Origin of the sequence: Streptomyces sp. AC512_CC834, from assembly GCF_019049325.1 — a bacterium.
Classification (GTDB): Bacteria; Actinomycetota; Actinomycetes; order Streptomycetales; family Streptomycetaceae; genus Streptomyces.
Genome location: NZ_JAGMUO010000065.1, coordinates 701,706 through 719,708, shown reverse-complemented (window position 1 = coordinate 719,708; position 18,003 = coordinate 701,706). Strand labels below are relative to the sequence as shown.

Below are 18,003 nucleotides of genomic sequence, written 5' to 3'. Positions count from 1 at the left end.
CATCCCTTATGAAGGACATGAAGGAGTAGCCATGGCCGAGGCCTACATCGTCGACGCGGTCCGCACCCCGGTCGGCCGGCGCAAGGGCGGCCTGTCCGCCGTCCACCCCGCCGATCTCGGGGCGCACGTCATCAGGGCGCTGGTCGAGCGCACCGGCGTCGACCCGTCCGCCGTCGACGACGTCGTCTTCGGCTGCCTGGACACCGTCGGCCCACAGGCCGGGGACATCGCCCGCACCGCGTGGCTCGCCGCCGGCCTGCCCGAGGAGGTCCCCGGCACCACCGTCGACCGCCAGTGCGGATCCTCCCAGCAGGCCGTGCACTTCGCCGCCCAGGGCGTCCTCTCCGGCACCCAGGACCTGGTCGTCGCGGGCGGCACCCAGAACATGTCGATGATCCCCATCGCCTTCGCCAGCCGTCAGGCCGCCGAACCCCTCGGCCTCACCGACGGCCCCTACACCGGCTCCGAGGGCTGGCGCGCCCGCTACGGCGACGCGCCGGTCAACCAGTTCCACGGTGCCGAACTCATCGCCGAGAAGTGGGGCATCACCCGCGAGGACATGGAGCACTTCGCCCTGCGCTCGCACCAGCGGGCCGTGCGCGCCATCGACGAGGGCCGCTTCGACCGCGAGACCGTCGCCTACGGCGACGTCACCGTGGACGAGGGCCCGCGCCGCGAGACCTCGCTGGAGAAGATGGCCGGTCTGAAGCCGGTCGTCGAGGGCGGCCGGATCACCGCGGGCGTCGCCTCCCAGGTCTCCGACGGCGCCTCCGCGCTGCTCATCGCCTCCGAGCGCGCCGTCGCCGAACACGGCCTCACCCCCCGTGCCCGCGTCCACCACCTGTCGGTGCGCGGCGAGGACCCGATCCGGATGCTGTCGGCGCCGATCCCGGCGACGGCGTACGCGCTGAAGAAGGCCGGGATGTCCCTCGACGACATCGACCTGGTCGAGATCAACGAGGCCTTCGCCCCCGTCGTCCTGGCCTGGCTGAAGGAGACCGGCGCCGACCCGGACAAGGTCAACGTCAACGGCGGTGCCATCGCGCTCGGCCACCCGCTGGGCGCCACCGGCACCAAGCTGATGACGACCCTGCTGCACGAACTGGAGCGCACCGGCGGCCGCTACGGACTGCAGACCATGTGCGAGGGCGGCGGCCAGGCCAACGTCACCATCATCGAACGCCTCTGAGGCATGCGCGCGAGGGGGGCAGCCCGGACATCCGGACCGCCCCCTTTGGCGTATGCCTCAAGTCAGCTACTGGGGCAGCGACTTCAGCGTGGCCTGCGCCTCGTTCATGATGCGTCCGACCAGTTCCGTGCAGGACGGCAGGTCCTCGATCAGCCCCGCCACCTGTCCCGAGGCCATCACGCCGATGTCCGTGCGCCCCTCGACCAGCGAGGCCTTGAGCAGCATCGGGGTGTTGGCGGCCAGCAGCACCTGGCCCCAGGTCAGCTCCTTGCCGTGCTTCATCGCCAGCCCGTCCCGGACCAACCGTGACCAGCTCGCACCCGTCTCCTTCCGGAAGGCCGCGGCGTGTCGCAACGCGCGCAGACTCGATGTCACACGGCCCGCCCGCTCCAGCGAGTCGACCATGGCGGTACGCAGCATGCGGTGCGGCAGCCCGTCCACCCTGGTCGTGACCGTGACGTCCTTGACGGCGGCGGCCAGGTACTTCGCCTTCACCGCGTCGGGCACGGCGCTGTCGGAGGTGAGCAGGAAACGCGTGCCCATCCCGATGCCGGCCGCCCCGTAGGCGAGCGCGGCGACCAGGCCGCGGCCGTCGTGGAAGCCGCCGGCCGCGATCACCGGGATGTCGACCGCGTCCACGACCTGGGGGAGCAGCACCGTGGTGGCCACCTCGCCCGTGTGGCCGCCGCCCTCCCCGCCCTGCACCATCACCGCGTCCGCGCCCCACGCGGCGACCTTCTCCGCGTGCCGGCGGGCGCCGATGGAGGGGATGACGACGACGCCGGCGTCCTTGAGACGCGCGATCAGGTCCTTGGACGGGGCGAGGGCGAAGGACGCCACCCGCACCCCCTCCTCGACGATGATCCGTACCCGTTCCCCGGCGTCCGTCGCGTCGGCCCGCAGATTGACGCCGAACGGCGCGTCCGTACGGGACTTGACCTCGCGGACCGCCGAACGCAGTTGCTCCACGGTCATGGTGGCGGAGGCGAGGATGCCGAGGGCACCGGCGTTCGCCGAGGCCGACACGAGCCGGGGGCCGGCCACCCAGCCCATGCCGGTCTGCACGATCGGGTACCGCACCCCGGTCAGCTCGGTGAGCGGCGTCGCGAACGTCCCGGGACTCGCCCCGCTCACGCCGGAACCTCCCGTTCCCGCAGCCCCTTCGGGTCGACGACCTCGCGGATCAGCCGCAGCTCCGCCTCGGTGGGCTCCCGCGTGAAGGGCACCTCGTCGGGGACCGTGAGGGCGAACCCGGTGGCCTCGGTGACCTGCTCGACGGTGACCCCGGGGTGCACGGAGCGCAGCCGCATCGTGCGGTCGGGGGTCTCGAAGTCGAAGACGCCCAGGTTGGTGACCACCTCGGGGATGCGGTGGTAGCGGGTCGCGGCGGGCCCGGCCGCCGCGGCCCGGTCGTAACCGACGCCGCTGACCATGTCGACGTGCTCGACGAACACCCGCGCCGAGTGCTTCGGCACCCAGTAACTCGTCGGGTTGTTCAGGGTGTTGACGGGCGCTCCGCGTACCCCGAGCAACTGCCGGGTGGGCCTGGCCCAGTCGCCGATGCAGGAGATGTTCTGGTTGCCGTACCGGTCGATCTGGCTCGCGCCCATCATCACGTGCCTACGCCCTGTGGCCGTCAGCGCGAGGTGCTGACGGAACGGCAGCCAACCCTCCACCGCCCCCGGCCGCTGCCCGAGCGCGGGCACGTCCGCCATGAGCAGCGCCTCCCCGTCGGTCAGCAACAGGTCGGGGGAGAAGGTGAGCTTCGCCAGGCGCGCCCCGATGGCCGGGACGGTGCCCATCGGGCTGGCCAGGATCTCACCGGCGTCGCGCCAGGCCTCGGCGCAGGCCACGACGCAGTACTCGGCGCGCGTCGCGGCGGGCAGGACGGTGGTCTCGGTGACGCTCATGCTTCCTTGCCTTCCTTCTGCTGGTCCTGGTGGAACGCCGTGACGGCGGCCTGGTAGGCGGCCTCGTCACCGGACAGGAACCGGGCGGCGAAGGCCGGCCACGCCTCGGAGTCGCGGGCGGCGCGGACGTAGGCCCGCTGGAACTCCTCGTCCCGGTCGTGGTCGGGCACGCAGGAGGTGAAGTGCGCGCCGTTCGGCGTCTCCACCACGCCGTCCACGAACAGGCGCTTGACCAGGAGGGTCTGCGGCCCGTGCTCCTTGAGCAGGTCCGCCGTGTCCACGATCCGCTCGCAGGAGACGTACGCGTGGTCGGCGGCCTCGCAGAACAGGTCGTCGAAGTACGGGTCCGGGCCCAGGTACTGGCCGTTGCCCTGCGCGTCGGCGCGGTTGAGGTGGACCAGGGCCGCGTCCAGGCGCAGGGCCGGGGCCGCGACCAGCTCCTCCCCGTCGTCGTAGGGCGAACGGACCGTACGCAGCGACGGGTTGACCTTCATCACGTCCGAGCCGATACCCGCCCGCACGGGGATGAACGGCAGGCGCTGCGCACCGGCGGTCAGCCCCCACATGAGCATCGCCTCGTCCAGCTCCACCATCTCGAAGGCCCCGCGCTGCCGGGCGGCCGTGAAGTGCGGCTCCAGGGGTATGGAGTCGAGGGTGCCGAACGCCGCGACCAGCTTCCGGATCTTCCCGGCGGCCGCCAGCAGTCCCACGTCCGGTCCGCCGTACGACACCACCGTCAGGTCCGTCACGTCCGAGCGCAGCAGCGCCCGCACCAGAGCCATCGGCTTGCGGCGCGAGCCCCAGCCGCCGATGCCGATCGTCATGCCGCTGCGCAGCCGGCCGACGACGTCGTCGGCCGTCATCGTCTTGTCCTGGGTCACGCTCGCTGCTCCTTGTCGGTGCCGGAAGTGTCGGCGGCGGAAGTGCCGGTGCCGGAAGTGTGGGTGCCGAAGGTGTCGCGTACGCGGTCGGCGACCCCGCTGAGGTTGGCCTCGAAGGTGAAGCCCTGCTCGAAGCGGTAGCTGCGGCGTACGTCGACGGGGTCGATGCCGTTGATGGCGGCCTTGGCCAGCCGGATCAGATGGCCGTCCTTGGCGGCGATCTCGCCCGCCAGCTCCAGAGCGGCGTCCCGCAGTTCATCCCGCGGGACCACGCGCCACACCGAGCCGTGCCGGTGCAGCTCCTCGGCCGTGGCGGTGCGGGAGGTGTAGTACAGGGCCCGCATCAGGTGCTGCGGGACCAGCCGGGCGAGGTGGGTGGCCGCGCCGAGCGCGCCGCGGTCCAGCTCCGGGAGCCCGAAGGTGGCGTCGTCGGCCGCCACGATCGCGTCGGCGTTGCCGACGAGGCCGATGCCGCCGCCCAGGCAGAAGCCGTGCACGGCGGCCACGACCGGGACCTCGCACTCGTAGACCGCGGCGAACGCCTCGAAGCAGCCGCGGTTGGCGCCGATCAGCGCGCCGTGCCCGTCCGTGCGCTGCATCTCCTTGATGTCCACGCCCGCGTTGAACCCGCGCCCCTCGGCGGTGAGCACCACGCAGCGCACCTCGGGGTCCGCGCCGGCGGCGCGCACCGCGGCGGCCAGCTCGTACCAGGCCCGTACGGGCAGGGCGTTCACCGGAGGGAAGTCCACGGTGACGACGGCGACGCCCGCTTGCGGGGCGGAGGTGGAGACACCCATGAGCAGATCAGCTACCTTTCCACCAAACGTTTGTTAGGCAGAAGGTAGCAGCGATACGAACGCCGGGGGAGTACCCCGTGCCACTGAGCGGTACGGCGCAGCCCCCGGCCCCTCCCGAAAGGACACCCTCATGACCTCACCGACCGCCCTGTGCGCAGGCCGCGTCGTCGCCGTCACCGGCGCGGGCCGCGGACTCGGCCGTGCCCATGCCCTGGCGTTCGCCGCAGAGGGCGCGAAAGTCGTCGTCAACGACCTCGGCGTGGGCCTCGACGGCTCCGGCGCGGGCAGTGGCCCCGCACAGCAGGTCGTCGAGGAGATCCGCGCGGCCGGCGGCGAGGCGGTCGCGCACGGCGGCGACATCGCCACCACCGACGGCGCGGCCTCCCTCGTCGCCACCGCCCTCGACACGTTCGGGCGCCTCGACACCCTGGTCAACAACGCCGGCTTCCTGCGCGACCGGATGCTGGTCAACCTGGACGAGGACGACTGGGACGCGGTGATGCGGGTCCACCTCAAGGGCCACTTCCTGCCGCTCAAGCACGCGGCGGCACACTGGCGAGCCGAGGCCAAGGCGGGCCGCGTCCCCGAGGCACGCGTGATCAACACCAGCTCCGGTGCGGGCCTGCTGGGCAGCGTCGGCCAGGGCAACTACTCCGCGGCCAAGGCGGGCATCGTCGGACTGACCCTGGTGTCCGCCGCCGAGATGGGCCGCTACGGCGTCCAGGTCAACGCGATCGCCCCGGCCGCCCGCACCCGGATGACCGAGGACACCTTCGCCGAGACCATGGCGGCGCCCGGCGAGGGCGGTTTCGACGCGATGGCCCCGGACAACGTGTCTCCGCTCGTCGTGTGGCTCGGCTCGGCGGCCTCGGCCGGGGTGAGCGGCCGGGTCTTCGAGGCGGAGGCGGGACGGATCACCGTGATGGAGGGCTGGCGCCCTGGCCCCACCGCCGACAAGGGCGCCCGCTGGACCCCGGCGGAGGCGGGCGAGGCGGCGACGAAGCTCCTGGCCACTGCCGAGACGCCCCAGCCGGTGTACGGCGCCCGCTGACCGCGCCGCGGGACGCGGGGAGGGGCGCGGAGAGGGGGGGCGGAGACGGACCGTCACCGCCCCCTTCCCCGCATCACCCGATCACACGGTCAGCCCTCGGCACGCTCCCCGCGCACTCCGTCGGTCAGCAGTGCCGGGGACTCGGGACGCCCGTCCAGGATCCGGTTGGTCCGGGTGACCACCTGCCATCCAGGGGCGGAGTCCGTACGGCGCAGCCGCCAGTGGTTGGCGGTGGCCCGGCGCACCACGTACCGGCCCTCCTCGTGCACCACCATCAGCGAGTGGCACACCGCGACCGCCTCGTCGCCGTCGACCGTGATGTGCGGCGGCCCGACGACGTGCGCGCAGCCCTGCCGGATCCAGCCCCGGTGCGCGGCGGACCGCACCATCGCGCCGATCTGCTCCCGGCCCGCGAGGAACAGCTCGTCGATGTCGTAGACACCGTCCGGCGCCCAGAGCGCGGCGACACCGTCCGCGTCGCCGCCGTCGACCATCGGCCCGTACGAGGCCATCATCCTGGCGATGTCCCGCTCGTCCTCCAGACGCCGCAGTCGCGCTTCGAAGCCGTCCGGCAGCCGCTCGCTCATGCCCCGGCCTCCCCGCTCGCGGCGACACCCGGGATCCGCGCGATCTCCGCCAGCGCCGCCAACTGCTCGACGTAGTGACGCGGCGACTCGGCAGCCAGCGACACGCTGACCAGCGTGGCCCCCGCCTCGGACACCCTGCGCAGCGCCCTCGCCGCTCCGTCCGCGTCCCCGGACGGATCCAGCGGGCGCCCCGCGCTCAGCACCACCTCGAAGCCCTCCGGCAGCTCGGCCGCGTCGACCATCTCGCGCAGCCGGTCCAGCGGAAGTCCGAACGGCACCCAGCCGTCCCCGTACGCCACGGCCCGGCGCAGGGAACGCGGCGTACGGCCGCCGATCCACAGCGGCACCGACTCCTGCACGGCGTGCGGCTCCACCACGAACCCCTCGTAGTCGAAGTGCTCCCCGTGGTAGGCGGGCTCACGGCGGGACAGCGAGGCCCGCAGCGCCGCGAGCGCGTCGTCGGCGATCCCGCCGCGCCCCTCGAAGGCCGCGCCGAGCAGCCGGAACTCCTCCTCCAGACTCCCCACACCGAGCCCGAGCACCAGCCGGCCGCCCGAGACCCGGTCCAGCGTGCCGTAGCGCTTCGCGACGGCCAGCGGATGGTGGTAGCCCAGCACCAGGACCTGGGTGGCAAGCCGGATACGGCGGGTGCGGGCGGCGAGATACCCGAAGGTGGCGAGGGGATCCCAGTAGGTGCCGCCCCGCTGCTCGGCGACGTCCACGGGCACCGCCACATGCTCCGAACAGGTCAGATGGTGGAAACCGAGCCGGTCGGCGGCCTCGGCGACCGCCCCCAGCTCCTCGATGCCGGCGCCGCGCTCCCACGGTGAGTGGACACCGGGCACGGCGGTGACGACGGGACTGGTGATGCCGATCCGCATGGGGGCACCTCTCAGGGGCGCGGGGAGACGGGAGGGGGAAGGGCCATCCAAGTCCGCGCCCCGCGCCGGATGCGGCCGGGTCCCACTGACCGGAACGCCGCCCACCGCACCCGCACCGCACGCGGAAACATCGACGGCCGACGGAAGGACTCCCTGACCGTGCCCCGAACGAGCGGCGAAAGAGCCCCCGCGCATCCCACCTCGCCCAAGCAGCGCCAGCGACACGCCCGGATCCTGCGGTGCGCGGCGCGCCTCGGCGCCACGCACGGCCTCGAACGGGTGCAGATGCACGACGTGGCCAGGGCAGCGGGCGTCGCGATCGCCACCCTGTACCGCTACTTCCCGTCCAAGACGCACCTCTTCGCCGCGGTCATGCACGCCCAGGTGCTCCGCCTGGCCGCGGACACCCCACCGCCCGCGCCGGGCACCGGCCCGGTGGAAGCCGTGACCGATCTGCTCACCGGGGCGAGCCGACAGCTCTTCGAACAACCACTGCTGGCCCTCGCGATGATGCAGGCCAACAACGTCGCCCCCGTCGACGACAGCGGCCCGGCCCGCCGCACCGACGAGGTCCTCGCCGACCTGCTGCTGCGCACGGCAGGGGTGAGCGAGCCCACCGAGCGGGACCAGCGCGTGGTCCGCATCCTCCAGCAGGCCTGGTACGGCCTGCTCACCACCGTCCTGTACGAGCGCTCCCCGCCCGAGACGGCGCACGACGGCATCAGGCTGGCCTGCCGTCTCCTGCTCGGCCCAACCGGCCACCGGGAGTGGAAAGGCCGCACCGGCGCCGGTTGATTACGGTGCGCGAAAGGACGTTGATCGACAAGAGGAGTCCCCATGCCACGCAACATCGTCGTCACCGGATCCGGCTCCGGGATCGGCGCCGCCCTCACCACCCTGCTCCGGGCCCAGGGCGACCGCGTGATCGGGGTCGACCTGCGCGGCGGCGAGATCGACGCCGACCTCTCCACACCGGACGGCCGCGCCGCTGCCGCAGTCGCCGCCGCGGAAGCCGCCGGGGGAGTGGTGGACGCGGTCGTCACCTGTGCCGGCGTCTCCGTACCGGGCAAGGCGATGGTGACCGTCAACTACTTCGGCACCACCGAGTTCGTGACGGCGCTGCGCCCTGCCCTTGCCGCGGCGCCGCGCCCCCGGGTCGTCCTCATCGGCTCCATCTCCGGCACCCAGCCCGCCGACCCGGACGTCGTCGCCGCCTGCCTGGCCGAGGACGAGGACAAGGCCCTGACGTACGCGGAACGGGCCATCGCGGACGGCCGCGCCCGAAAGCTGTACCCCTCGTCCAAGTCGGCGCTCGCCCAGTGGGCGCGGCGCACCGCGGTCGCCGCGGGCTGGGCCGACGCCGGGATCCCCGTGAACGTCGTCGCGCCCGGCATCGTGCTCACCCCGATGAGCGCCGACATCTTCGACGACCCGGAGATGAAGAAGGTCATGGACACCGCCGTCCCCATGCCGCTGAACGGCTACTCCCAGCCGGAGGACATCGCGCGAGCCGTCCTGTTCCTGGCCTCGGACGACAACAGCCACATCACCGGGCAGGTGCTCTACGTCGACGGAGGTGCCGAGGCGACGCTGCGCGGCCCCGAGGACTTCTGAGAAGTCGCCTCCCGCTCCTCCTCCCCCCGCACCACAGGGGTGTCCCGGCCGCTCACGGCGGCCGGGACACCCCTGTGGTGCGGGACCGCTCCCGGACTCAGACCTGCACCGAGTGCCGGATCACCTTCCCGGTGGCGTTGCGCGGCAGCCCGTCGGCGGTCAGCCGCCAGCGCTTCGGCACCTTGAAGTAGGCCAGCTCGTTCGCCGCGTACTCCCGCAGCGCCTCCTCGGTCACCGTCGCCCCCGGACGGAGTACCACCACTGCGGCCACCTCCTGACCGAGTTCGGCATGCGGAACGCCCAGGACCAGGCACTCGGAGACGTCCGGGTGCTCGGCGAGCACCGTCTCGATCTCGGCCGGGTAGACGTTCTCACCGCCCCGGATGATCAGATCCGAGCGCCGGCTGACGAGGAACAGCCGGCCCTCGCGCAGGCAGCCCAGGTCCCCGGTGCGCAGCCAGCGGTCCGGGCGGATGCTGTCCGCGGTGGCCTCGGGGTCGTTCCAGTAGCCCAGCATGTTGTACATGCTGCGCACCCACACCTCGCCCTCCTCGCCCTCGCCGAGGACTTCGCCGAAGGGATCGCGGATCTCCAGCCGGACGCCGGTCACGGGCCGGCCGAGGGTGCCGGGTGCCGCCGCCAGCTCCTGCGGGTTCGCGGCGGCGACGGCGGTGCAGGTCTCCGTCAGCCCGTAGCTGTCCACGAGGGAGTCCTTCGCGAACGGCAGCTCCCGCCGCAGCCGCTCCTTGAACGCCGTCGTCGACGGTGCCGAAGCCAGCGCGAACGCCGTCAGCGACGACGTGTCGTACTGGTCGGCGCGGCCGTGTTCGAGCAGCCGGTGCGCCATGGTCGGCACCGCGCCCCAGTTGGTGACGCGTTCCCGCTCGACCATGCCCAGCACCGCGTCGACGTCGAACGCGCTCATGTGCAGCGCGATCTTGCTGCCGGTGGCGAGTCGCGGCAGGGCGAGATTGTGCAGGCTCGCGATGTGGAACAGCGGCAGGGTGAGCAGGTAGACGCGGTCCTCCGGAGCCAGCGGGTCCCCGAACATCTGCAGCAGGGCGTCGTTCAGCCGGTGGTATTCCACGACGGCCAGCAGATTGCGATGGGTGTGCACGGCCCCCTTGGGGCGGCCCGAGGTGCCCGACGTGTAGAGGATGACGGCCGGGTCGTCCTCGGCGACGTCCGCGGACGGCAGCGGCGCGTCCGGGTGGGCCGTGAGGAAGCGGCGGACGTCGTCCTCCAGGGAGAGCACCGGCACCGCGCGGTCCGCGAGTTTCGCGGACCGCTTGGCGTCGGCCACCACCAGCACGGGCTCCGCGTTGCGCAGGCCGTGGTCCATCTCGCGCGCCGTCCACCAGGCATTGAACCCGACCGCCACCGCCCCGATCGACACCGTGGCCCAGAAGACCTGGATCCACTCGGGGGAGTTGGCGGCGGCGATCGCCACCCGGTCGCCCTTGACGACCCCGTACCGCTCGCGCAGTACGTGCGCCAGCGAGGCGACCTGGGCCGCGTGCTCGGCGAAGGTGAGCCGGCTGTCCGCGGTGACGACGTACTCGCGGTCGGCGTGCGCGACGGACGCGTGCAGTACCTCGTGCAGGGCCCGCTGCCGGTGGGTGAACACCGGCAGCCGGGCACCCAGCACATCGTCGTCGGCGAGCTCGAACCGGCCGCCCGGACCGGTGAGCGCGGCCGCTCGGGCGAGGGCGGCGGAACGGTGATCCGTGTCGCTGGACATCGGGACTCCTGGTGCGTCGGAAACTCCACTGGGATCGCGGTCGGGGCCAGTGTCGGCCTCGGACGGGGCATCCGTGCCCGGCCGGTTCCGGTCACTGGGACTCGGTGCCACGGCACGGACGGACACCGAAGGGCCGCCCCCACCGTACGGGCCGTACCCTGCCCGGCTCCCGGTGAGTGGGATGCGTCACGTCGGCCGGATTTCGTCGGCCGTACCGTCCCTCCCCACCCGGCGTCCCCCCACCCGATCCGGCTCCGGACCGCCCTGGCTTCCGCTACCGCTACCGGACAACTGGAGGAACACATGAAGCGAGCATCACGGGCGAGAGCCCGCCTCGCCGCGGCCCTGTGCGCCGCGGCCCTGCTCACCTCCGCGTGCGTATCGTCCGACGACGGGGACGCAGGCGACGGCGCGCAGCAGAAGGCCGAACGCGGCCGCTACACCTTCGGCAAGATCGGCAAGGAGGCCGAGGCCGGCGAGCCGGTCCGTGGCGGCACTCTGAACTTCGCCGACTACGCCGAGGCCCGCAGCCTCAGCCCCGCCGCCACCTACGCCACGGGCGCCTCCGGCGGCTCCGCGCTCGCCGCCGTCTACGACGTCCTGATGCGCTACGACACCGCGGCCCAGAAGTACGAGCCGTGGCTGGCCGAATCACTGAGCTCCACCGACGACTCCAAGACCTGGACCCTGAAACTCCGCGACGGAGTCGAGTTCTCCGACGGCACCCCGCTCGACGCCGATGCCGTGATCGCCAGCATCAAGTGGTACCAGAAGAACAAGGGCGCCGACACGGCACTGCTCGCCCCGAACCTCGCGAAAATGGACGCCCCCGACGACTCCACCGTCGTCTTCACCCTCCGCAACTCCTGGGCCACCTTCCCCGCCATGCTCGCCCAGGCACCCGGCATGATCGTGGCGCCCGCCTCCTACGCCGGAAAGACCTTCGAGCCCATCGGAGCCGGCGCCTTCACGCTGGGCACGTACGCCCCCCAGGAGGAGATGATCCTCAAGGCGAACAAGAACTATTGGAAGGGCGAGCCGTACCTCGACGCGCTGCGCTTCACCTGGCCGAAGGGCGACCGCGCCAGGCTGGACGCGCTGAACGACAACTCGGCCGACGTGGTGTACATGCGCAGCCCCGAAGTCGTCGACGACGCGGTGAAGGAGGGCCACCCCGGTGAACTGACCCTGACCAGCGTCGGCAGCATGATCACCATCAACACCCGCGAGGGCCGGCCCGGCGCCGACCTCCGGGTCCGCAAGGCCATGGCCCTTGCCCTCGACCCCGACCTGAACACCGAACGCGCCTACGACGGCAAGGGACTGCCGGGCCAGGAGCTCTTCCCGCCCGAGTCGCGCTGGCACTCCGACGTCAAGCCCCTCGGCGTCGATCTCGACGAGGCGAAGAAGCTCCTCGACGAGGCCAAGAAGGACGGCTACGACGGCACCCTCACCTACATGGACGGCACCGACCCCGTCGGCCGGGCCAACGCCGTCGTCACCAAGGCCATGCTGGAGCGGGTCGGCTTCAAGGTGGAACTCGACCTGGTCTCCTCCATCGCCGACCGGACCTCGAAGACCTACGTCGAGCACGACTTCGACATCAGCCGCGCCGCCGCCAGCGTCTCCGAGGGCGACCCCTACCACCGCCTGCAGAGCGTCCTGAACTCCAAGAGCTACGGCAACCCCGGCGGCTACGCCAACCCGAAGATGGACGCCCTGCTAGTGAAACTGCAGGCCGCGAAGGGCGAGGCACAGACCCAGCAGGTCCTCGACGACATCCAGACCCTGTTCAACGAGGACGTTCCGCTGGTCAACCTCGGCGCCAGCGCCGCCTTCACCGCCTGGGGCGACTACGTGCACGGCATCGTGCCGACCGACGAGTACATGGCCCTCTTCGGCGAGGCATGGCTCAGCAAGTGACCTCCAAGGCCCGCGGCCCGGCGGCACCGGGCAGATCCGGAGGAACCATGAACCCCGCCGCACTGCGCCGGCCGGCCCTTCGGGTGCTGGAACTCGTCGGCGTGCTGTTCATCGCGAGCATCGGCGTGTTCTCCCTGGTGGTCCTGATGCCCGGCGACCCCGCCGTGGACATCCTCGGGGCCGGCCGGGCACCCTCCGAGTACGCCGCACTGCGCACCGAACTCGGCCTCGACCAGCCCCTGGTCACCCGCTACTTCGACTGGCTGGGCGGCGCGCTCACCGGCGATCTCGGCCGCTCCGTCGTACCCCCGCAGAGCGACGTCGCCGACCGGGTGATGTCCGCCCTGCCCGTCAGCCTCGAGATCGCCCTGCTCGGACTGCTCATCGCCCTGCTGATCGCGGTGCCGCTGGCCATGTGGTCGGCGTACCGGGAGGGTTCGGCGGCCGACCGGATCATCGGCGCGGGCACCTTCGGTGTGCTGTCCGTGCCCAGCTTCCTGGCCGGACTGCTGCTGATCCTGCTCCTGGTCAACTCGGGCGGCTGGTTCCCGCGCTCCGAGTGGGTGCGGATCGGCGACGGCGACCCGCTGGGCAACCTGCACCACGCCTTCCTGCCCGCACTGACCGTCGCCCTCGCCGAACTCGCTATGTTCACCCGGGTGTTGCGCGGCGACCTGATCGTGACGCTGCGCGAGGACTACATCCTCGCCGCCCGCGCCAAGGGCATGAACCCATTGCGCGTCCTGTTCACCGACGCCCTGCGCCCCTCCTCGTTCTCCCTGGTCACCCTGCTCGGCCTGAGTCTGGGCCGGCTGATCGGCTCCACCGTCGTCGTGGAGTACCTCTTCTCGCTGCCGGGCATGGGGACGCTCATCGTCAACGCCGCCAACCAGGGCGACTACCCGATGGTCCAGGGCGCCGTGCTCACCATCGCCGTGATCTACGTGGTGATCAACGCCGGCATCGACCTCTCCTACGGCTACCTCGACCCGAGGACGCGACGTGTCCATGTCTGACATCGCCCCGCGCACGCGGACCGCCTTCCCGCCACCCCTGCTCGTCGGCGTCGGCCTCACCGTCGGCGGCCTCGTCCTGCTGGTGTTCGGCGCGACCACGCCCCAACTCGTCACGCCCGCCAAGGCCGCCCTCGCACTGCTCGGCCTCGGCCTGCTCCTCGTCGGCGCCTCCCGGCTCGGCAAGCTGTGGGCGGGGCCCGGCTTCGACGTCGTGTTCTGGTTCGGCGCGGCCTGGCTCCTGCTGCTCGGCCTCGCCATCCTGTTCGTGCCGTGGCTGCCACTCGCCGAGGACCGGGACGTCGCGAGCACCGTCGCCGAACCCGTCTTCGCCACCCCGACGTTCACCGGCGGCCACCCGCTCGGCACCAACGCCTTCGGCCTCGACCTGTTCGCCAGGTCCCTGTACGGCGCCCGCTCCTCGCTGCTCATCTCGCTGTCCGCGGTCGCCCTCGGCACCGTGGTCGGCGGCGCGATCGGCATGGTCGCCGGCTACTTCCAGAAGAGCGTCGACCGGGCGGTGGGCATCGCCACCAACTCGCTGCTCGCCGTGCCCCCGCTGATCCTGCTCATCGCGCTGGCGACCGTGCTCGAGCCGCACCTGCGCAACGTCGCCTTCTCCCTGGCGCTGCTCACCATCCCCGGCATGGTGCGCCTCGCCCGCGCCACCACCATGGCCTACGCCAACCGGGAGTTCGTCGTCGCCGCCCGCGCCATGGGCGCCACCCGCTCCCGCATCCTGCTGCGCGAACTGCTGCCCAACGTGCTGCTGCCCGTGCTGTCCCTGGCCGTCGTGATGATCTCGGTGCTCATCGTCGCCGAGGCCTCCCTCAGCTTCCTCGGGCTCGGCATCCAACCCCCTGAACCCACCTGGGGAAACATGATCGCCGAGGGCGAGGGCCAGGTCTTCGAGGAGCACCCGCACATCGTGCTCGTGCCCGGTGCCTTCCTCTTCCTCACCGTGTTCGCCTTCAACATCGTCGGCGAGAAGGCCCGCGGACGCTGGGACTCCCGGAGCGTGAAACTGTGACCCCCCAGCGAGAGAACGGCACCCCGGAGCGCAAGACCCTGACTCCGGAGCACCAGGCCGAAGCCGCGACCACCCCACCGGCCCCCACCACCGGCGCCGGCGCACCCCCGCTGCTCGACGCCACCGACGTACGCACCGCCTTCCACACGCCCCACGGCTCGGTGGGGGCCGTCGACGGCGTCTCCCTCACCCTCGCCGAGGGCGAGACCCTCGGTATCGTCGGCGAGTCGGGATCCGGCAAGTCCGTGCTCGGCCGCACCCTCATGGGCCTGATCACCGACGGCCCCGGCACCACCGTGTCCGGCACGGTCCTGATCGGCGGCAAGGACGTCCACGCCCTCACCCCCGCCGGACGGCGCGCCCTGTGGGGCACCGAGGTCGCCATGGTCTTCCAGGACCCGATGACCTCCCTCAACCCGGTCAAGAAGGTCGGCGTCCACCTGTCCGAGAGCCTCCGGCTGCACCTCGGCCTGAGCCGCGCCGACGCCAAGGACCGGGCCGTCGGCCTGCTCCGCCAGGTCGGCATCCCCGAACCCGCCAGGCGGGCCGGCCAGTACCCGCACGAACTGTCCGGCGGCATGCGCCAGCGCGTCGTCATCGCCATGGCCCTGGCCTGCGGACCCCGGCTGCTCATCGCCGACGAACCCACCACCGCGCTCGACGTCACCGTGCAGAAGCAGATCCTGGACCTGCTGGCCTCGCTCGCCGAGGAACTGCGCATGGCGACCGTCCTCATCAGCCACGACCTCGCCACCGTCGCCGGCCGCACCGACCGCGTCGCGGTCATGTACGCGGGCCGCCTGGTCGAGTACGCGGACACCGCCGCCGTCTTCGACCGCCCCCGCCACCCCTACAGCAGCGCCCTGATCGCCTCCATCCCGCGCCTGGACCTGCCCCCGCACACCCTGCTGCCCGCCATCGAGGGCCGACCGCCCAACCTGCTGCACCCGCCCACCGGATGCCGCTTCGCCCCGCGCTGCGCCTCGGCCACCGACCGCTGCACCACCGAGTCCCCGCGCCTTACCGCCTACGCCGGTGACCGCGACGCCGGTGACCGCGGCGCCGGCGGCCTGGTCGCCTGCCACCACCCGCTGGGCGCCGCCGAGGAGGCCGCCGTATGACCACCACCCGGGACATCCCCGCACTGACGGCCGCCGACCTCGTCGTGGAGTTCCCGGCCGGACGCGGACAGAAGGTGCACGCCGTCTCCGGTGTCTCGCTGGAGGTCGCGGCCGGTGAAACCCTCGGCATCCTCGGCGAGTCGGGCTGCGGAAAGTCCACCGTCGGGCGCTCCCTGATCCAACTGCCGCCCCCCGACTCGGGCACCGTCCGCCTCGGCGACGCCACCCTCACCGGCCTCGCCCCGCGCGAACTGCGGCGCGCCCGCGCCCGGATGCAGATCATCATGCAGGACCCCGTCTCCGCCCTGAACCCGCGCCGCCGGGTCAAGGACCTGGTGTGGGAGGGCCGGGCGATCTGGGGACCCGGTGACGACACCCGCGACAAGGACGCCCGCGTCGACGCCGCCCTGCGCGACGTCGGCCTCGACCCCGCGACCGTACGGGAGCGCCGGCCGCACGAACTGTCCGGCGGCCAGTGCCAGCGCGTCTGCATCGCCCGCGCCCTCATGCTCGACCCCGAGGTGCTGATCTGCGACGAACCCGTCTCCAGCCTGGACGTGTCCGTGCAGGCGCAGATCCTCAACCTCCTGGAGACGACGACCCGGCGGCGTTCCCTGAGCATGGTCTTCATCGCCCACGACGTGTCCGTGGTGAAGAACATCAGCGACCGCGTCATGGTCATGTACCTCGGCAAGGTCTGCGAGGTGCTGCCCTCCGACGGCATGCAGCACGAGGCCACGCACCCCTACACCCGGCTGCTGCTCGCCTCCCTCCCCGAGGCCCAGCTCGGCTCCGGCACCCCCGGGACCGCCGAGTCCGCCGCCGGGGGGCAGTCCGCCGAACTGCCCTCACCCCTGAACCCCCCGTCGGGCTGCCGCTTCCGTACGCGCTGCCCACTGGCCACCGAACGGTGCGCCGCCGAGGAACCCGCCCAGCGCGAGATCCGCCCCGGCCACCGGATCGCCTGCCACCACGCCGAACCCAGGAGGAACCACCCGTGACCGCCCCCCAGACCCCCGCCGCCTCCGAAGAGCCCGCCGCCCCCGACGTCCTGGCCCCCGCCAAGCTGGGCCCGCTCGAACTGCGCAACCGCGTCATCAAGGCCGCGACCTACGAAGGGCTCAGCCACAAGTCCCTCGTCACCAAGGACCTCGTCGACTTCCACGTCGGCTACGCCCGCGGCGGCGTCGGCATGACCACCGTCGCCTACTGCGCGGTCGCCAAGGAGGGCCGCACCGACCGCCACCAGATCTACTGGACCGACGAGGCGATGCCGGGCCTGCGCGTCCTCACCGACGCCGTGCACGCCGAGGGCGCCGCGATCTCGGCGCAGATCGGGCACGGCGGCCCGGTCGCCAACCCCAAGGGCAACGGCGCGCCCGCCCTCTCGCCGTCCCGTCACTTCCACGCCACGACCCTGAGCTTCGCCCAGGAGGCGTCCCTCGACGACATCCGGCGCATCACCGAGGCGCACGCCGAGGCCGCGCGCCGCGCCGTCGAGGCGGGCTTCGACGCCGTCGAGGTGCACCTGGGCCACAACTACCTGGCCAGCTCCTTCCTCAGCCCGCGCATCAACCGCCGCACCGACGCCTACGGCGGCAGCCTGGCCAACCGTGCCCGGCTGGCCCGGGAGGTCATGCGGGCGGTGTACGACGCGGTCGGCGGGCGCATCGCGGTCATCGCCAAGATGAACATGGACGACGGAGTGCCCGGCGGCTTCTGGCTCGACGAGGCCATCCCCGTGGTGCAGTGGCTCGAACAGGACGGCACCGTCGACGCTCTGGAGATGACCGCCGGCAGCTCCCTGCTCAACCCGATGTACCTCTTCAAGGGCGACGCCCCGCTCAGGGAGTTCGCCGAGATCATGCCGCAGCCGATGAAGCTCGGCGTGAAGCTGGTCGGCAACCGCTTCCTGCACAGCTACCCCTACCGGGACGCCTTCCTCCTCGAGGACGCCCGGCAGATCCGGGCCGCCGTGAAACTGCCGATGATCCTGCTCGGCGGCATCACCGAAAAGCCCGTCATGGACCGCGCCATGAGCGAGGGCTTCCAGTTCGTCGCCATGGCCCGCGCCCTGCTGCGGGAGCCCGACCTGGTCAACCGCATGCGGGAGGACGCCACCACACCCTCGCTGTGCATCCACTGCAACAAATGCATGCCCACCAACTTCACCGGCACCCGCTGCGTCCTGGTCGACCGCGACACCACCCGACGCGACACCTGGGGCAAGCCGGCCGGATACGTGGCGTGAGGGGAGTGGGAGGC

General features: G+C 72.2%; 17 protein-coding genes. 10 read left to right on the top strand and 7 right to left on the bottom strand.

All coding sequences use genetic code 11. The features are described 5' to 3' along the window. Nucleotides 1-31: 31 nt before the first annotated feature. Nucleotides 32-1,189 carry an acetyl-CoA C-acetyltransferase gene (locus KUM40_RS25435; RefSeq protein WP_217168458.1) on the top strand — a complete coding sequence of 386 codons (1,158 nt, stop codon included), beginning with the start codon at nt 32-34 and terminating at the stop codon, nt 1,187-1,189. Between the two features lie 66 nt (nt 1,190-1,255). Here KUM40_RS25435 and KUM40_RS25430 read toward each other — a convergent pair whose 3' ends face one another. The 4 genes from KUM40_RS25430 to KUM40_RS25415 are packed head-to-tail and all read right to left on the bottom strand — an operon-like array spanning nt 1,256 to nt 4,777. Next, nucleotides 1,256-2,323 carry a nitronate monooxygenase family protein gene (locus KUM40_RS25430; protein WP_217168457.1) on the bottom strand — a complete coding sequence of 356 codons (1,068 nt, stop codon included), beginning with the start codon at nt 2,321-2,323 and terminating at the stop codon, nt 1,256-1,258. Continuing rightward, nucleotides 2,320-3,099 carry a CoA-transferase subunit beta gene (locus KUM40_RS25425; protein WP_217168456.1) on the bottom strand — a complete coding sequence of 260 codons (780 nt, stop codon included), beginning with the start codon at nt 3,097-3,099 and terminating at the stop codon, nt 2,320-2,322. Before KUM40_RS25425 ends, KUM40_RS25430 begins: the two co-directional genes overlap by 4 nt. Beyond that, nucleotides 3,096-3,962, bottom strand: a complete 867-nt coding sequence (locus KUM40_RS25420) for a CoA transferase subunit A (RefSeq protein WP_217168598.1) — start codon at nt 3,960-3,962, stop codon at nt 3,096-3,098. Before KUM40_RS25420 ends, KUM40_RS25425 begins: the two co-directional genes overlap by 4 nt. Nucleotides 3,963-3,976: 14 nt before the next feature. After that, nucleotides 3,977-4,777 carry an enoyl-CoA hydratase family protein gene (locus KUM40_RS25415; protein ID WP_217168455.1) on the bottom strand — a complete coding sequence of 267 codons (801 nt, stop codon included), beginning with the start codon at nt 4,775-4,777 and terminating at the stop codon, nt 3,977-3,979. A gap of 130 nt (nt 4,778-4,907) precedes the next feature. Here KUM40_RS25415 and KUM40_RS25410 point away from each other — a divergent pair, with 130 nt between their 5' ends. Then, complete coding sequence (locus KUM40_RS25410; protein WP_217168454.1) at nt 4,908-5,828, top strand: SDR family oxidoreductase; 921 nt, start codon at nt 4,908-4,910, stop codon at nt 5,826-5,828. Nucleotides 5,829-5,917: 89 nt separating this feature from the next. On the opposite strand, the gene KUM40_RS25405 is transcribed toward KUM40_RS25410, so the two are convergent. Together KUM40_RS25405 and KUM40_RS25400 are read right to left on the bottom strand one after the other, a co-directional pair. Continuing rightward, on the bottom strand, nt 5,918-6,415 hold the full coding sequence (locus tag KUM40_RS25405) for a nuclear transport factor 2 family protein (RefSeq protein WP_217168453.1): 498 nt from the start codon (nt 6,413-6,415) through the stop codon (nt 5,918-5,920). Continuing rightward, complete coding sequence (locus KUM40_RS25400) at nt 6,412-7,296, bottom strand: TIGR03619 family F420-dependent LLM class oxidoreductase (protein ID WP_217168452.1); 885 nt, start codon at nt 7,294-7,296, stop codon at nt 6,412-6,414. The genes KUM40_RS25405 and KUM40_RS25400 overlap by 4 nt, the downstream gene beginning before the upstream one ends. A 159-nt stretch (nt 7,297-7,455) precedes the next feature. Here KUM40_RS25400 and KUM40_RS25395 point away from each other — a divergent pair, with 159 nt between their 5' ends. After that, on the top strand, nt 7,456-8,091 hold the full coding sequence (locus KUM40_RS25395) for a TetR family transcriptional regulator (protein ID WP_308401228.1): 636 nt from the start codon (nt 7,456-7,458) through the stop codon (nt 8,089-8,091). A gap of 42 nt (nt 8,092-8,133) precedes the next feature. Beyond that, nucleotides 8,134-8,910 (top strand): SDR family oxidoreductase, encoded by a 777-nt coding sequence (locus KUM40_RS25390; RefSeq protein WP_217168450.1) that lies wholly within the window; start codon nt 8,134-8,136, stop codon nt 8,908-8,910. A 97-nt stretch (nt 8,911-9,007) separates the two neighbouring features. On the opposite strand, the gene KUM40_RS25385 is transcribed toward KUM40_RS25390, so the two are convergent. Then, on the bottom strand, nt 9,008-10,651 hold the full coding sequence (locus tag KUM40_RS25385) for a class I adenylate-forming enzyme family protein (protein ID WP_217168449.1): 1,644 nt from the start codon (nt 10,649-10,651) through the stop codon (nt 9,008-9,010). Between the two features lie 303 nt (nt 10,652-10,954). Here KUM40_RS25385 and KUM40_RS25380 point away from each other — a divergent pair, with 303 nt between their 5' ends. Genes KUM40_RS25380 through KUM40_RS25355 form a run of 6 tightly spaced genes read left to right on the top strand, consistent with a single transcriptional unit; the run spans nt 10,955 to nt 17,989 of the window. Next, nucleotides 10,955-12,574, top strand: a complete 1,620-nt coding sequence (locus tag KUM40_RS25380; protein WP_217168448.1) for an ABC transporter substrate-binding protein — start codon at nt 10,955-10,957, stop codon at nt 12,572-12,574. A 47-nt stretch (nt 12,575-12,621) separates the two neighbouring features. Continuing rightward, nucleotides 12,622-13,590, top strand: coding sequence for an ABC transporter permease (locus KUM40_RS25375; protein ID WP_217168446.1), 969 nt, complete (start codon nt 12,622-12,624; stop codon nt 13,588-13,590). Continuing rightward, a complete protein-coding gene (locus KUM40_RS25370) occupies nt 13,583-14,617 on the top strand; it encodes an ABC transporter permease (protein ID WP_217168445.1) in 1,035 nt (344 codons plus the stop codon). The genes KUM40_RS25375 and KUM40_RS25370 overlap by 8 nt, the downstream gene beginning before the upstream one ends. Nucleotides 14,618-14,655: 38 nt before the next feature. After that, nucleotides 14,656-15,738 (top strand): ABC transporter ATP-binding protein, encoded by a 1,083-nt coding sequence (locus KUM40_RS25365; RefSeq protein ID WP_217168597.1) that lies wholly within the window; start codon nt 14,656-14,658, stop codon nt 15,736-15,738. Beyond that, complete coding sequence (locus KUM40_RS25360) at nt 15,735-16,739, top strand: ABC transporter ATP-binding protein (RefSeq protein ID WP_217168444.1); 1,005 nt, start codon at nt 15,735-15,737, stop codon at nt 16,737-16,739. The genes KUM40_RS25365 and KUM40_RS25360 overlap by 4 nt, the downstream gene beginning before the upstream one ends. Beyond that, nucleotides 16,736-17,989, top strand: a complete 1,254-nt coding sequence (locus KUM40_RS25355) for an NADH:flavin oxidoreductase (protein ID WP_308401226.1) — start codon at nt 16,736-16,738, stop codon at nt 17,987-17,989. The genes KUM40_RS25360 and KUM40_RS25355 overlap by 4 nt, the downstream gene beginning before the upstream one ends. The last annotated feature ends 14 nt before the right edge of the window (nt 17,990-18,003 follow it).

Bases quoted from the DNA above. Each gene is read 5' to 3' on its own strand.
- KUM40_RS25435 (WP_217168458.1), top strand. From the start codon at position 32: ATGGCCGAGGCCTACATCGTCGACGCGGTCCGCACCCCGGTCGGCCGG.
- KUM40_RS25425 (WP_217168456.1), bottom strand. From the start codon at position 3,099: ATGAGCGTCACCGAGACCACCGTCCTGCCCGCCGCGACGCGCGCCGAG.
- KUM40_RS25420 (WP_217168598.1), bottom strand. From the start codon at position 3,962: ATGACGGCCGACGACGTCGTCGGCCGGCTGCGCAGCGGCATGACGATC.
- KUM40_RS25415 (WP_217168455.1), bottom strand. From the start codon at position 4,777: ATGGGTGTCTCCACCTCCGCCCCGCAAGCGGGCGTCGCCGTCGTCACC.
- KUM40_RS25410 (WP_217168454.1), top strand. From the start codon at position 4,908: ATGACCTCACCGACCGCCCTGTGCGCAGGCCGCGTCGTCGCCGTCACC.
- KUM40_RS25405 (WP_217168453.1), bottom strand. From the start codon at position 6,415: ATGAGCGAGCGGCTGCCGGACGGCTTCGAAGCGCGACTGCGGCGTCTG.
- KUM40_RS25400 (WP_217168452.1), bottom strand. From the start codon at position 7,296: ATGCGGATCGGCATCACCAGTCCCGTCGTCACCGCCGTGCCCGGTGTC.
- KUM40_RS25390 (WP_217168450.1), top strand. From the start codon at position 8,134: ATGCCACGCAACATCGTCGTCACCGGATCCGGCTCCGGGATCGGCGCC.
- KUM40_RS25385 (WP_217168449.1), bottom strand. From the start codon at position 10,651: ATGTCCAGCGACACGGATCACCGTTCCGCCGCCCTCGCCCGAGCGGCC.
- KUM40_RS25380 (WP_217168448.1), top strand. From the start codon at position 10,955: ATGAAGCGAGCATCACGGGCGAGAGCCCGCCTCGCCGCGGCCCTGTGC.
- KUM40_RS25375 (WP_217168446.1), top strand. From the start codon at position 12,622: ATGAACCCCGCCGCACTGCGCCGGCCGGCCCTTCGGGTGCTGGAACTC.
- KUM40_RS25370 (WP_217168445.1), top strand. From the start codon at position 13,583: ATGTCTGACATCGCCCCGCGCACGCGGACCGCCTTCCCGCCACCCCTG.
- KUM40_RS25360 (WP_217168444.1), top strand. From the start codon at position 15,735: ATGACCACCACCCGGGACATCCCCGCACTGACGGCCGCCGACCTCGTC.